Annotated in this window: 13 protein-coding genes; 4 read left to right on the forward strand and 9 right to left on the reverse strand. The window is 63.5% G+C overall.

All coding sequences use genetic code 11. The annotated features are described in order from the left end of the window. The first annotated feature begins 4 nt into the window (after positions 1-4). Both GDN70_RS10040 and GDN70_RS10045 read left to right on the forward strand, forming a co-directional pair. Positions 5-1,282 carry a YeaH/YhbH family protein gene (locus GDN70_RS10040; RefSeq protein ID WP_173015941.1) on the forward strand — a complete coding sequence of 426 codons (1,278 nt, stop codon included), beginning with the start codon at positions 5-7 and terminating at the stop codon, positions 1,280-1,282. Next, complete coding sequence (locus GDN70_RS10045) at positions 1,279-2,817, forward strand: SpoVR family protein (RefSeq protein WP_028145662.1); 1,539 nt, start codon at positions 1,279-1,281, stop codon at positions 2,815-2,817. The genes GDN70_RS10040 and GDN70_RS10045 overlap by 4 nt, the downstream gene beginning before the upstream one ends. Before the next feature lie 251 nt (positions 2,818-3,068). Here the strand turns inward: GDN70_RS10045 and GDN70_RS10050 are convergent, their stop codons facing one another. From GDN70_RS10050 to GDN70_RS10080, 6 genes are all read right to left on the reverse strand, one after another. Then, entirely contained in the window at positions 3,069-3,503 is a 435-nt protein-coding gene (locus GDN70_RS10050; RefSeq protein ID WP_038950962.1) for a DUF1801 domain-containing protein, read from the reverse strand. A 14-nt stretch (positions 3,504-3,517) separates the two neighbouring features. Continuing rightward, the gene (locus GDN70_RS10055; RefSeq protein ID WP_085967818.1) at positions 3,518-3,712 is read right to left on the reverse strand and encodes a hypothetical protein; all 195 of its coding nucleotides are present in this window, start codon (positions 3,710-3,712) and stop codon (positions 3,518-3,520) included. Between the two features lie 59 nt (positions 3,713-3,771). Continuing rightward, positions 3,772-4,203, reverse strand: coding sequence for an SRPBCC domain-containing protein (locus GDN70_RS10060; RefSeq protein ID WP_028145659.1), 432 nt, complete (start codon positions 4,201-4,203; stop codon positions 3,772-3,774). Next, positions 4,200-4,523 carry a helix-turn-helix transcriptional regulator gene (locus tag GDN70_RS10065; protein ID WP_028145658.1) on the reverse strand — a complete coding sequence of 108 codons (324 nt, stop codon included), beginning with the start codon at positions 4,521-4,523 and terminating at the stop codon, positions 4,200-4,202. Before GDN70_RS10065 ends, GDN70_RS10060 begins: the two co-directional genes overlap by 4 nt. Before the next feature lie 263 nt (positions 4,524-4,786). Further along, entirely contained in the window at positions 4,787-5,236 is a 450-nt protein-coding gene (locus GDN70_RS10075) for a DsrE family protein (protein WP_028145657.1), read from the reverse strand. 43 nt (positions 5,237-5,279) lie between these two features. Beyond that, positions 5,280-5,900 (reverse strand): hypothetical protein, encoded by a 621-nt coding sequence (locus tag GDN70_RS10080; RefSeq protein ID WP_038950961.1) that lies wholly within the window; start codon positions 5,898-5,900, stop codon positions 5,280-5,282. Between the two features lie 304 nt (positions 5,901-6,204). Here GDN70_RS10080 and GDN70_RS10085 point away from each other — a divergent pair, with 304 nt between their 5' ends. Next, positions 6,205-7,746 carry an SUMF1/EgtB/PvdO family nonheme iron enzyme gene (locus tag GDN70_RS10085; RefSeq protein ID WP_038970785.1) on the forward strand — a complete coding sequence of 514 codons (1,542 nt, stop codon included), beginning with the start codon at positions 6,205-6,207 and terminating at the stop codon, positions 7,744-7,746. A gap of 17 nt (positions 7,747-7,763) precedes the next feature. Beyond that, complete coding sequence (locus tag GDN70_RS10090; RefSeq protein WP_028145654.1) at positions 7,764-8,213, forward strand: DUF4399 domain-containing protein; 450 nt, start codon at positions 7,764-7,766, stop codon at positions 8,211-8,213. Here GDN70_RS10090 and GDN70_RS10095 read toward each other — a convergent pair whose 3' ends face one another. The 3 genes from GDN70_RS10095 to GDN70_RS10105 form a co-directional block, all read right to left on the reverse strand. Further along, entirely contained in the window at positions 8,214-9,269 is a 1,056-nt protein-coding gene (locus GDN70_RS10095; protein ID WP_018318541.1) for a 2-oxoacid:ferredoxin oxidoreductase subunit beta, read from the reverse strand. A gap of 129 nt (positions 9,270-9,398) precedes the next feature. Then, entirely contained in the window at positions 9,399-11,246 is a 1,848-nt protein-coding gene (locus GDN70_RS10100; RefSeq protein WP_028145653.1) for a 2-oxoacid:acceptor oxidoreductase subunit alpha, read from the reverse strand. Next, on the reverse strand, positions 11,216-13,015 hold the full coding sequence (locus tag GDN70_RS10105) for an FAD-dependent oxidoreductase (protein WP_152102462.1): 1,800 nt from the start codon (positions 13,013-13,015) through the stop codon (positions 11,216-11,218). The genes GDN70_RS10100 and GDN70_RS10105 overlap by 31 nt, the downstream gene beginning before the upstream one ends. Positions 13,016-13,244: the final 229 nt, after the last annotated feature.

Here is a 13,244-nt window from a genome sequence, read left to right on the forward strand (position 1 = left end):
GCCCATTCACATTATTGACAGGCGCCTGAATCCAGGCGGCAAGAGTCTTGAGAACCGCCAGCGGTTCTTGCGTCGGGCCAAATCCCTGGTGCAGGGCGCCGTCAAGAAGACCTCGCAGGAACGCGACATCAAGGACGTCCTGGAGGGTGGTGAGGTCACGATCCCGCTCGACGGCATGCACGAGCCGCGCTTCCGCCGCGAAGGCGGAACGCGCGACATGGTGCTGCCCGGGAACAAGAAGTTCATCGAGGGCGACTATCTGCAGCGCTCCGGCCAGGGCAGCGCCAAGAATTCCGGCCCGGGCGAAGGCGACAGCGAGGACGCCTTCCGCTTCGTGCTCTCCCGCGACGAGTTCGTCGATCTCTTCCTCGACGATCTCGAACTGCCGGATCTCGCCAAGCGCAAGATCGCGCAGACCGAGAGCGAGGGTATCCAGCGCGCCGGCTACACCACGTCGGGCTCGCCCGCCAACATCTCGGTGAGCCGGACGGTGAAGCTGGCGCTCGCCCGCCGCATCGCGCTCAAGCGTCCCCGCAAGGAGGAGATCGAGGAACTGGAAGCCGCGCTCGCCGCGTGTACGGACGAGGACGAGCGCGTGGAGCTTCTCGCCCAGCTCGAGAAGCTGAAGGCGAAGTCCAAGCGGATTCCCTTCATCGATCCGCTCGACATCCGCTACCGCCGCTTCGAGACGGTGCCGAAGCCGGTGGCGCAGGCGGTGATGTTCTGCCTGATGGACGTGTCGGGCTCGATGTCCGAGCACATGAAGGATCTCGCCAAGCGCTTCTACATGCTGCTCTACGTGTTCCTGAAGCGCCGCTACAAGCACGTCGAGATCGTCTTCATCCGTCACACCGACCGCGCCGAGGAGGTGGACGAGCAGACCTTCTTCTATGGCCCGGCCTCGGGCGGCACGCTGGTCTCGAGCGCGCTGCAGGCGATGCACGAGATCGTGCGCGAGCGCTTCAACCCGTCGGACTGGAACATCTACGCCGCGCAGGCCTCCGACGGCGACAATTCCTATTCCGACGGCGAGCTCACAGGGCTCCTGCTGACCGACAAGATCCTGCCGGTCTGTCAGTTCTTCGCCTATCTCGAGGTCGGGGAATCCGGCGGCAGTGCCTTCGATCTCTCCGACTCCTCGCTCTGGACCCTTTACGAGCGCCTGCGCAACAGCGGCGCACCGCTCTCGATGCGCAAGGTCAGCGAGCGCAGCGAGATCTTTCCGGTGTTCCACGATCTGTTCCAGCGCCGCGAAACTGCCCAGGAGAAAGCCGCTCCATGACGGAACGATTGTTCGAAGGCGCGGATTGGGATTTCCACACCTTGCAGCGCATCACCGATGCCTGCGAGATGGTGGCGACGAAAGATCTCGGGCTCGACGTCTATCCGAACCAGATCGAGGTCATCACAGCCGAGCAGATGCTGGATGCCTACTCCTCCGTCGGCATGCCGCTGTTCTACAAGCACTGGTCGTTCGGCAAGCAATTCGCTTTCCATGAGGCATCCTATCGCAAGGGCCTGATGGGGCTCGCCTATGAGATCGTGATCAACTCCTCGCCCTGCATCTCCTATCTGATGGAGGAGAACACGGCGACGATGCAGACCCTCGTGATCGCGCACGCCGCTTTCGGCCACAACCACTTCTTCAAGAACAACTACCTGTTCAAACAGTGGACCGACGCCGACGGCATCCTGGATTATCTCGACTTCGCCAAGACGTATGTCATGCAATGCGAGGAGCGCTACGGCCGCGTCGAGGTCGAGCGCACGCTCGATGCCGCGCATGCGCTGATGTCGCACGGCATCGACCGCTATCCCGGCAAGAAGAAGCTGGACTTGCGCGCCGAGGAGAAGCGGGCAGGGCGGCGCCGCCAGCACGAGGAGGAGGTCTTCAACGACCTCTGGCGCACAGTCCCCAAGGGCGCGGCCAAGAGCCGGTCCGCGCTCAGCATCGAGCGCCGCCGCAAGCTGCTCGGCCTGCCGCAGGAAAACCTGCTCTACTTCCTGGAGAAGAGTGCGCCGCGGCTGGCGCCGTGGCAACGCGAGCTGCTGCGCATCGTCCGCCACATCGCGCAATATTTCTATCCGCAGAGCCAGACCAAGGTGATGAACGAGGGGACGGCCACCTACGTCCACTATCGCATCATGACCAAGCTGCACGAGCAGGGCCGCATCACCGACGGCAATTTCCTGGAATTCCTGGGATCCCACACCAACGTGGTGTTCCAGCCCGAATTCGACGACCCGCGCTTCTCCGGATTCAACCCCTATGCGCTCGGCTTTGCCGTGATGCAGGACATCGAGCGCATCGTCACCAAACCGGAGGACGAGGACCGCGAATGGTTCCCCGACATCGCCGGCAAGGGCGACGTGATGGGCGTGCTGCGCGACGTCTGGGCCAACTACCGCGATGAGAGCTTCATCGCCCAGTTCCTGAGCCCGAAGCTGATGCGGCACTTCCGCATGTTCCATCTGCACGACGATCCCGAGGAGCGTGCCGGCATCCGGGTCGATGCCATCCACGACGAGCGCGGCTTCCGCCGCGTCCGCCGCGAGCTGGCGCGGCAGCACGATGTCGGCTTCATCGACGCCAATATCGAGGTCGTCGACGTCGATCTCTCCGGCGACCGCCGCCTGATCCTGCACCACCACGTCATCAAGGGCTCGCAGCTCAACGAGACCGATGCCAAGCGGGTGCTGCAGCACCTGGCCGATCTCTGGACCTACGACGTCGCGCTGATCGAGGTCGATGCCAACGACAAGGTCATGCGCGAATACGTCGTGAGCCCGCGCCCGATCCCGGCGGCGGTGGCTTGAGGCGGCTGACTGTGCCGGACGTCTGATGGGTTACCCTCAACTAGCGCACCGGCGGAGGTGCGTTCCCTCCCCCCTTGTGGGGGAGGGTTAGGGAGAGGGGTACCCAGCAAAAGGTGCTGGTCGTTGATGATGCACCGAGTGCGATCGCGCGACGGAAAGAATCCCCGTGTCGCACCCCCCTCCCTGCCCCTCCCCCACAAGGGGGGAGGGAACGGAGAGAGGCTCCGAACTCGCTTTGAACTCGCTACCCCTTAGCGCTTCGCCGGCTTCTTCACCTTGCTCATATTCAACTCCACCGCCGCGCGGATCAGCGCCTTCAACGCCTTTTCGTTGATCTTCTCGCCCTCGCGAATGTCGATCGCGCGCCGGACATTGCCCTCGAGGCTGGAATTGAACAGGGCGGCCGGGTCGTCCAGCGCGGCGCCCTTGGCAAAGGTCATCTTCACCACTTCCTTGTAGGTCTCGCCGGTGCAGATGATGCCGTCGTGCTCCCAGACGGGAACGCCGCGCCACTTCCATTCCTCGACGACCTCGGGATCCGCCTGCTTGATCAGGCCGCGGACCCGCGCCAGCATTTCGCCGCGCCAGTCGCCGAGCTCCTTGATCCTGCCGTCGATCAGCTTGGCGGGCGACGGCCCAGTCGCGTCTTTCGTGCTGGTCTTCTTCGCCGCTACTGCCTTCTTCATCGTCTCGCCTCGTGTCACGCGTTGCCGCGGCGGCCGAGATAGGGCAGCGCGAACAGATAGAGCCCGGTCGCCAGCAGCGGGATCAGCGGGACCAGCGCCAGGAAGCCGATCCAGACGGCCTGGAGCTGCATGGTCATGGCGACGATGTTGGCGATGACGGCAAGCGTGAAAGCCATCGACAGCCAGCGATGGATCTGACGAATCCGCATGTCTGTGCTCACTGGGGTCTCCTTCTAGAGATGATTGGAATGGAAATGGCCGGCCGGAGCTATTCCCCCCGCGCCAGCACCTCGTCCAGCTTGGCAAGGAACTGCTTCCAGCCGGCATGCGCGCCGCCGTAAGCCTGCTTCTGCGTCGGGCTGAAGCCCGCCTGCTCGACGCGTAAGTGCGTGCCCGCGCCGGTCGGAGTCAGCGTGAAGGTGACGACGCTCTTGAGGTCGAACGCGGCGTCCTCATGCGAGAAATTCCAGGTGTAGGCGAGCGTCTTCTGCGGCTCGATGGTGAGCACCTCGCAGTCCAGCACGCCGCCCCATTCGCCGCGAAGATTGAAGCGATGACCGACTGACGGCTTGAAGTCGTTCTTCATCAGCCATTCCTCGATCAGATGCGGCTGCGTAAGCGCGCGCCAGAGCCGCTCGGCCGGGAAGGCGAATTCGCGCTCGATCACGACGGAGCGCGTTTCGCTTGAGGCTTCGGTCATTGGTCCATCCTCTTCAGGAGATCGTCGAGTGCGTCGAGCCGCCTCTGCCAGAATCCGGTCATCTGGCTGGTCCAGTCGAGCAGCGGATCGAGTGCGCCGGGCTGCGCGCTGTAATGGGTCTGCCGTCCCTCATGGCGGTCGCGCACCAGGCCGGCCAGCTTCAACGCGCCGAGATGTTTTGAGACTGCCGGCTGGGAAACGCCGGATCTCACGGTCAGGGCCCCGACCGTCTGCTCCCCCTCGCGGCACAGCCGCTCGAAGATCGCCCGCCTTGTGGGGTCGGCGAGCGTCCGGAACAGGAGGTCGGGGGCGAGGGACATGGGAATCCATAACCGGGAAGTTATGGTTTAACTCATAACCGTTGGGTTATGGGTAAGTCAAGCATGATGGCGGCGGCGGGAGCTTTGAAGCGGAAGGCATCCGCGGGCGCGACTTACCTCTCTCGCTTGCGGGAGAGGTCGACGCGAAGCGTCGGGTGAGGGTTCTCTCCTCTGGGGGTTCTTCATTGCGGAGACACCCTCTCCCCAACCCTCCCCCGCAAGCGGGGGAAGGGGCGCACCTTTCTCGTGGCAACCGCAATGCCCTACGGCCGCAGATACAGATACCCCTGCGACTGCAGCTCAGCCAAACGAACCACGCCGCCCTTTTCCGCGCTCACGAAGCCCGGCAGCAGCTCGGTGAGCGTCACGTTCTGCGCCTTCATCGTGTTGCCGCACGCGGCGAGCTCGACGCCATCCTTGGAGAATTCGCCCACGCGCTTGCTGATGTCGGGGTTGGCCTGCGCCGAGTGGAATGCCTTCAGCGCCGGCCCGTGGATCACCAGCGCGATCGTGACGTGATCAGGACCGTCGACGCCGTCGATGTGGTTCTGGATGTTGCCGAGCACGAAATTGACCTTCTCGGCATCGCTGAGATGGTAGACCACTTTGAGCTTGTTGCCCGCGCCCGCTTCCGTCGCGGCTTTCGCGCTGGAGGCACCGAATGCCGCGCCCAGGGCCGAGATTGCGCTCCACAAGATGTTCCGCCGGTTCATGGCGATCTCCCTCGACTGGACTGAATTCGCCGGGGACATATCATCATTTGTGGCGGAGGGCGGCGAGTTCTTTGCGGTCGGTCACCAGCGAAGCGCACTCGCTGTTGTCGGTGCGGTCGAGGCGGAAAATCCGGTCGTCGGCACCGCCGACCAGCGACTGCTCGGCCTCGTCATCCGGCTTGTTGTTCTGCCAGACGCGGACCTGTTCGAGCCGTACGATCGCCGATCGGTCGTCTTTGGACAGCGCAACGCCGATGCCACCGCCCTCGCAATCGACACCGCAACCGAGGCGAACCTCGTTGCCGTCCTTGGTGAATACGGCGTGGTTACAAGAACCGCTGGAGTCGAAATCGCCGGAGCGATGGCGGTACCTGAAGCCCAGGCGGAAGGAATTGTGCAGCTCCCTGTCTTCCTTGTCCAACTCGGCTGAGATCAGCAGCTTCATCGAAGCGACCTTCTGTTTCGGATGCCGCGCCAGATGCTCCGCATCGTAGCGGCGGACGAAGCAGGCATAGGCCTTGTTGCCGGGGGTGCCCGCATACATCCGCGTGTTGAAGGTCTCGGCCTCGGCCTTGCTGGCTTCGCGGATGTCGTCAGCCTCATCCGCGTGGGCCGCGCTGATGAGTGCGGCAACGGCGAGGGCAGTCAGGAGAGAGAGCTTCATGATGGCCTCGAGCGCAATAGCTGAGCTGTAGGCTTTAGACGCGGCCCAAGTGCGACGCGTTCAACGCGCGCAAGTCGCGCATGATCATCGCAGCGCGGAGTGGGATGGATAGTTCCAGGCACGGCGTTAGTCACCGGGAGGGCGAGGAAGGTTCAACCGATGCGACGCCTTCGCCGTCCGGAACTCGATCCCTGGGAGTCCTTCGACATTGCTCCATTTCATCAATGTGATAGCCTTCACAGACGGTCGCCTTTAGCGGTCGTAAGCTGGGGCTGCCTTTGTAGGTTTGTGGAGTCCCCCCGCAATGGGCGAAATTCGCAACTTCAGACCCGGAAGTCAGGATGAGCCGCCTCCGCACGGCTCAATGCCTCGTCGTCTCGCAGCCATCATCGTCGGTGACATCGCCTCCTACAGCCGCATGATGCAGGCCGACGAGGAGGGCACGCATGTCCGCGTCAAGCGGATCGAGCGTGATCTCATCCAGCCCAGCATCGTCGAACATCACGGGGCGCTGGTGAAGACGACGGGCGATGGCTTCATCGCGATCTTCGACAGTCCTGTCGAGGCCGTTCGCTGCAGCATCGTCATCCAGCAGAACCTCATCGGCCGCAATGCCTCGCTTCCGAAGCACTCCCGGCTCGAATACCGGATCGGCGTCAATCTCGGTGACGTGATCGTGGAGCCGGACGATGTCTATGGCGACGGAGTCAACATCGCCACTCGTATCGAGGGTATCGCCGAGCCCGGTCACGTCTATATCTCGGGCGCGATCTACGAGCAGATCAAGCACAAGGTGGTGTGCGGCTATGAGTCGCTCGGGGACCGCAAGGTCAAGAACATCACGGATCCGGTGCGCGTCTATCGCGTGCTGCCGGACGCAGATGCCGTCGGAAGGACGCGAGGACGGCGCGAGAATACTCTGATCTTTCTCCTTGGCATCACGCTGCTGGTGATTGCGACCGGCGCGCTGTGGTATCTGCTGGCGCAGCCGCGGGGTAGAGTGGGCGAGCAGGCCGCTACGCCGGCCGCATCCCCGGTCGCTTCCCCGAGCCCGCTGGCTCCGCCGCGCGAAGCGGCGACGCAAGCGCCGCAACCATCTCCGTCATTGGCGTCGTCTCCGGCACCGGCGCCCAGCCCGTCGGTCGCGCCGCCCAGCCCATCGGCCACGCCGCCCCGCGAACCCGAGATGATCGCCATTCGCGGCGGCAGCTTTGCGATGGGAAGCAATGACGATCCGACCGAACGTCCTGTCCACCAGGTCACGGTCAAGCCGTTCTCGATCGGCAAATATCCGGTGACCGTGCAGGAATGGAACGAATGCGCGGCCGCAAAGGCGTGCAGCTTCACCGCTACCGGCAAAGACGATGCGCCGATCAGCAATGTGAGCTGGACCGACGCGCAGCAATATGCGGGGTATCTGGCGCAGGCGACCAAGAAGCCCTACCGGCTTCCGAGCGAAGCCGAATGGGAATACGCCGCGCGCGGCGGCACGCAGAGCAAATATTGGTGGGGCGACAAGCTCCAGCCAGGCATGGCCGGATGCAAGGATTGCGGTGACCTCGCGGCCGAGCAGCCGGCGAAGGTCGGCAGCTTCAAGCCGAACCCGTTCGGCCTCCACGACATGGGTGGCGGTATCGATCAATGGGTCGAGGACTGCTGGCACAAGACCTATCAGGGCGCGCCCACCGACGGCTCGGCATGGAGTGGCGGGGACTGCAGCTCGCACGTCCTGCGCTCGGGCTCGTGGAAGAACGATGCGAGATATGTGAGGCCATCCAATCGCGATGGTTACGACACCAATGTCCGTTATCCCACGCATGGATTCCGCGTCGCGCTCGGTCCGTAAGTGCTGGAGTGGATTTGATGAAGATCATTCATTGTGTCGCATTGGCGACGGCGATCGCAGTGCACCCGGGCGCAGCCTACTCGCAGGGAAAGACCGCGCCAAAGGACGCAAAGCTCTATTTCATCACGCCGCACGATGGGCAGAAGGTTCGCGGTGGATTCTGGGTCCGGTTCGGGCTGCGCAACATGGGCGTGACGCATGCCGGCGACGATTACCAGAATGCCGGTCATCATCATCTGCTGGTCGACGTCAACGATCCCATCGATCCCAAGGAGCCGATCCCGCAGGACAAGTCGCACCTGCATTTCGGCGCAGGGCAGACCGAGACCATGCTGGACCTTGCGCCGGGGACTCACACCCTGCAGCTGGTGCTCGGCGACGCCAAGCACTATCCGTTCGAACCGCCGGTCGTGTCGGAGAAGATCACGATACGCGTCAGGTCGCCGGCTGCGGCCCGGAGCAAATGATCACCGCAGGCTGGCGTTGATCTTGTCCAGCACGGCCGAACCCGGGCACAGCGTGTCCGCTTCCAGCGTGTTGAGCGGCGTCTCGACCGTGTTGAGATGCTCGTGCAGATCTTCGGCGTCGGGGTCGACGTAAAGGAGACCGGTGACGATCTGCCCCTTGGCGGCGTGCCGCGCGAGGAAGGTCTGGGCGCCCAGCCGGTCATGCGGATCGTAGTCGGCGTCGATCTTGCGCAGCGCGATCTTGCTGCCGTCATGCTGCTCGACCATTTGCACCGTGCCCGGCGCATAATCCACCGCGATGGGGTCGCGGCCGACCAGCACGTCGAGCCGGTTCACGGCGTCGTTGTGCTCGCGGACATAATCAAAGCTCTTGGTCGAGCCGGCGTGGTTGTTGAAGGCGATGCAGGGGCTGATGACGTCGATGAAGGACGCGCCCTTGTGGCGGATCGCGGCCGCGATCAGCGGCACCAGCTGGGTCTTGTCGCCGGAGAAGCTGCGCGCCACGAAGGTGGCGCCCAGCTGCAGCGCGATCGCGACGAGGTCGATGGCGTTGTCGGTGTTGGTGACGCCCTTCTTGGACTTCGAGCCGCGGTCGGCGGTGGCCGAGAACTGGCCCTTGGTCAGCCCGTAGACGCCGTTGTTCTCGACGATATAGGTCATGTTGACGCCGCGCCGGATCGAATGCGCGAACTGGCCGAAGCCGATCGAGGCGCTGTCGCCGTCGCCGGACACGCCGAGATAGATCAGATCGCGGTTGGCGAGGTTGGCGCCGGTGAGCACGGATGGCATGCGGCCGTGCACGGAGTTGAAGCCGTGCGAATTGCCGAGGAAATAGTCCGGCGTCTTCGACGAGCAGCCGATCCCGGAGATCTTCGCCACCCGGTGCGGCTCGATCGAGAGCTCGTAGCAGGCCTCGATGATCGAAGCCGTGATCGAATCGTGACCGCAGCCGGCGCACAGCGTCGAGATCTTGCCCTCGTAGTCGCGATGCGTGTAGCCGAGCTCGTTCTTCTTGAGGCCGGGATGATGGAATTTCGGCTTTGCAATGTAGGTCATGAGAGCACCTGCGATCCCAAGCCCGTCATGGAGGGCTTGTCCCGGCCATCCACGTCTTGGCCGGGAAGAAGAAAGGCGTGGATGCCCGGATCAAGTCCGGGCATGACGATGGAGAGAGCAACGCGTCGGTCATGACACGGCCTTGCGGAGCGGGGTCACCTTGAGGTGATCCTGGTGGTCGCCAATGGCTTTTGCGATGAAACGGGCGGTGATCGGCGAGCCGTCATAGTGCACGATCGGCACGAGGCGCACCGGGTCGATGCCGTTCTCGTTGACGATCAGCTGGCGGAGCTGGCTGTCGCGGTTCTGCTCGACGACGTAGACGAAATCGTGCTCGGCGAGGAAGCTCGCCACGCTCGAATGGAACGGGAAGGCGCGGATGCGCAGGCGGTCGAGCTGATGCCCGCGCGCTTCCAAAAGGCCGATCGCCTCGTCCATCGCCGGTGAGGTCGAGCCGAAATAGATCACGCCGTATTTGGTCGGCCGTTCCGCATTGGCCTGCAGCGGCCGCGGCACCAGGTCCTGCGCGGTCTCGAACTTGCGCATCAGGCGCTGCATGTTGTCGGCGTAGACCGAGCCTTCCTCGGAGTAGCGCGCATAGCGGTCGCGCGAGGTGCCGCGGGTGAAATAGGAGCCCTTGGTCGGGTGCGTGCCGGGATAGGTGCGGTAGGGGATGCCATCGCCGTCGACGTCGAGATAGCGGCCGAAGTCGCGCCCCTCTTCCAGCATCTCCTCGGTCATCACCTTGCCGCGGTCGTATTGCCTTGCGTCGTCCCATTTCAGCGGGCGGCAGAGCCGGTGGTTCATGCCGATGTCGAGGTCGAGCATCAGGAAGATCGTGGTCTGGATACGCTCGGCGAGATCGAACGCGGCGGCCGCGAATTCGAAGGCCTCGGCGGGATCCTCGGGGAACAGCAGCACATGCTTGGTGTCGCCGTGCGAAGCATAGGCGCAGGCGATGATGTCGCATTGCTGGGTGCGGGTCGGCATGCCCGTCGAGGGGCCGGCGCGCTGGATGTTCATGATCACGGCCGGGATCTCGGCGAAGTATGAGAGGCCGATGAACTCGGTCATCAGGGAGATGCCGGGGCCTGACGTCGCGGTGAAGGCGCGGGCGCCGTTCCAGGACGCGCCGATGACGATGCCAATCGAGGCCAGCTCGTCCTCACCCTGGACGATGGCGTATTTCGCCTTGCCGGTCTCAGGATCGTGCCGGTATTTCTTGCAGTGCGCGGTGAAGGCTTCGGCCACCGAGGAGGACGGCGTGATCGGATACCACGCGCATACCGTGGCGCCGCCATAGACGGCGCCGAGCGCGGCGGCGCTGTTGCCCTCGATGAAGATGCGGTCGCCGACCTTGTCCGACTTTTTCACCCTGAGGCCAATCGGGCATTTCAAATTCTGCAGCGCCCAGTCGCGCCCCAAATGCAGCGCATGGACGTTGGAGGAGAGCAGCTTTTCCTTGCCCTTGTACTGCTCGCCGATCAGCTGCTCGATCAGCTTCGGGTCCATGTCGAGCAGCGCCGAGAGTGCGCCGAGATAGATGATGTTCTTGAACAGCTGGCGCTGGCGCGGATCGGTGTAGGTCGAGTTGGTGATGGCGGTGAGCGGCACGCCGATTACGGTGATATCGTCGCGGAATTTGGTCGACGGCATCGGCTTGGTGGAATCGTAGAACAGATAGCCGCCGGGCTCGATGCCGGCCACGTCCTTGTCCCAGGTCTGCGGGTTCATCGCCACCATCATGTCGACGCCGCCGCGGGCGCCGAGATGGCCGTCCTCGGTCACCCGCACCTCGTACCAGGTCGGCAGGCCCTGGATGTTGGAGGGGAAGATGTTGCGTGGGGACACCGGGACGCCGTGCCGCAGGATCGCGCGCGCGAACATCTCGTTGGCGCTGGCCGAGCCCGAGCCGTTGACGTTGGCGAAGCGGACGACGAAGTCGTTTACGCTGCTGATCGGCTTTTTGTCGGGCATGTCGAACCTGCGTGGGTCATCTCGATGAAATATTTCTGCATGTCCCAGGCGCCGGTGGGACAACGCTCGGCGCACAGCCCGCAATGCAGGCAGACGTCCTCGTCCTTCACCATTACGCGCCCGGTTTTGAGATCCGAGGAGACGTAGAGGTCCTGGTCCGGATGCGGCGAGGGTGCCTTCAGGCGCTGGCGCAAATCGCTTTCTTCGCCGTTGCCGGTGAAGGTGATGCAATCCATCGGGCAGATGTCGGCGCAGGCATCGCACTCGATGCAGAGCGAGGTCGAGAACACGGTCTGGACGTCACAATTCAGGCAGCGCTCGGCTTCGCCCAACGCCAGCTTGACGTCGTAGCCGAGCTCGACCTCGGCGCGGATGTCCTTCAGCGCGATCACCTTGTCGCGATGCGGCACCTTGTAGCGTTTGTCGATCGAGATGTCGTTGTCATAGCTCCATTCGTGGATGCCCATCTTCTGCGATGAGACATGCACGTCGGGCAGCGGACGCTCGGTAATGTCCTCGCCCGAGAGCATCTTGTGGATCGACAGCGCGGCGTCATGGCCGTGCGCCACCGCCCAGATGATGTTCTTCGGGCCGAATGCAGCATCGCCGCCGAAGAACACCTTTGGATTGGTCGAGGCGAATGTCTTGGGATCGACCTTGGGCATGTGCCATTTGTCGAACTCGATGCCGCAATCCTGCTCGATCCAGGGGAAGGCGTTCTCCTGGCCGACTGCGACCAGCACGTCGTCGCAGGGAATGGTCTGATCGGGGTCGCCCGAAGGCACGAGGTTACGGCGGCCTTTGGCGTCAAATTCGGCTTTGACGTGCTGGAAGGTGACGCCGATGAGCTTGCCGGCGACGTGCTTGAATGCCACCGGCACCATGTAATTGAGGATCGGAATATCCTCGTGGATTGCGTCCTCCTTCTCCCACGGCGAGGCCTTCATCTCCTCGAAGCCGGAGCGCACGATCACCGTGACTTTCTCGCCGCCGAGGCGGCGCGCGGTGCGGCAGCAATCCATCGCGGTGTTGCCGCCGCCGAGCACGATCACGCGCTTGCCGATCTTGTCGACATGGCCGAATGACACGTTGGCCAGCCATTCGATACCGATATGGATGTTGCCCGCCGCTTCCTTGCGGCCGGGAATGTCGAGTTCGCGGCCGCGCGGTGCGCCGGAGCCGACGAAGATCGCGTCGTATTTCTCCGCGAGCAGCGACTTCATGCTCTCGATGCGGTGGCCGCCCTTGAAGTCGACGCCGAGACCCAGGATGTAGCCGGTCTCCTCGTCGATCACCGAATTGGGCAGGCGGAATTTCGGGATCTGCGTGCGCATCATGCCGCCGGCTTCCGGATCGGCATCGAACACGGTGCAGTGATAGCCGAGCGGCGCCAGATCGCGCGCCACCGTCAGCGAGGCCGGACCACCGCCGACGAAGGCGACGCGCTTGCCGTTCTTCGGCGAGGGGCGGGGCAGGCGCTGCCTGATGTCGTCCTTGAAATCGGCGGCGACGCGCTTGAGCCGGCAGATCGCGACCGGCGTCTCCTCGACGCGTCCGCGGCGGCACGCCGGCTCGCATGGACGATCGCAGGTGCGTCCCAGAATTCCGGGAAACACGTTCGATTTCCAATTGATCATATAGGCGTCGCTGTAGCGGCCTTGTGCGATCAGTCGGATATATTCGGGAACCGGGGTGTGCGCAGGACAGGCCCATTGGCAATCGACCACTTTGTGAAAGTAGTCGGGGGCCGCGATATCGGTCGGTTTCATTCCTACCCTGTCCGCGCAGGCTCAAAGACCCGGCGGCCTCTTCTGAGCTTGGCGAACGCTTAACGCGCTGCGATCTGGTTTCTGAATGACGTCATTGGGTTAGCTTATTAGAACCTTTCCGAAGTACAACGGCAAAGTTCGGCGCGTCCCCGCTTTCATGGGAGCTACGCGCACACAGCATTAACCGCCGCGCGCGATGCGCGTGCGGTGCAATATGTTGCGATGCAGA

It is taken from the genome of Bradyrhizobium sp. TM102 (assembly GCF_009176685.1).
GTDB classification, from domain to species: domain Bacteria; phylum Pseudomonadota; class Alphaproteobacteria; order Rhizobiales; family Xanthobacteraceae; genus Bradyrhizobium; species Bradyrhizobium ottawaense.

What these genes read in the sequence shown, in the direction of transcription:
- GDN70_RS10045 (WP_028145662.1), top strand. Translation starts at nt 1,279, where the DNA reads ATGACGGAACGATTGTTCGAAGGCGCGGATTGGGATTTCCACACCTTG.
- GDN70_RS10050 (WP_038950962.1), bottom strand. Translation starts at nt 3,503, where the DNA reads ATGAAGAAGGCAGTAGCGGCGAAGAAGACCAGCACGAAAGACGCGACT.
- GDN70_RS10055 (WP_085967818.1), bottom strand. Translation starts at nt 3,712, where the DNA reads ATGCGGATTCGTCAGATCCATCGCTGGCTGTCGATGGCTTTCACGCTT.
- GDN70_RS10060 (WP_028145659.1), bottom strand. Translation starts at nt 4,203, where the DNA reads ATGACCGAAGCCTCAAGCGAAACGCGCTCCGTCGTGATCGAGCGCGAA.
- GDN70_RS10065 (WP_028145658.1), bottom strand. Translation starts at nt 4,523, where the DNA reads ATGTCCCTCGCCCCCGACCTCCTGTTCCGGACGCTCGCCGACCCCACA.
- GDN70_RS10075 (WP_028145657.1), bottom strand. Translation starts at nt 5,236, where the DNA reads ATGAACCGGCGGAACATCTTGTGGAGCGCAATCTCGGCCCTGGGCGCG.
- GDN70_RS10080 (WP_038950961.1), bottom strand. Translation starts at nt 5,900, where the DNA reads ATGAAGCTCTCTCTCCTGACTGCCCTCGCCGTTGCCGCACTCATCAGC.
- GDN70_RS10085 (WP_038970785.1), top strand. Translation starts at nt 6,205, where the DNA reads ATGGGCGAAATTCGCAACTTCAGACCCGGAAGTCAGGATGAGCCGCCT.
- GDN70_RS10090 (WP_028145654.1), top strand. Translation starts at nt 7,764, where the DNA reads ATGAAGATCATTCATTGTGTCGCATTGGCGACGGCGATCGCAGTGCAC.
- GDN70_RS10095 (WP_018318541.1), bottom strand. Translation starts at nt 9,269, where the DNA reads ATGACCTACATTGCAAAGCCGAAATTCCATCATCCCGGCCTCAAGAAG.
- GDN70_RS10100 (WP_028145653.1), bottom strand. Translation starts at nt 11,246, where the DNA reads ATGCCCGACAAAAAGCCGATCAGCAGCGTAAACGACTTCGTCGTCCGC.
- GDN70_RS10105 (WP_152102462.1), bottom strand. Translation starts at nt 13,015, where the DNA reads ATGAAACCGACCGATATCGCGGCCCCCGACTACTTTCACAAAGTGGTC.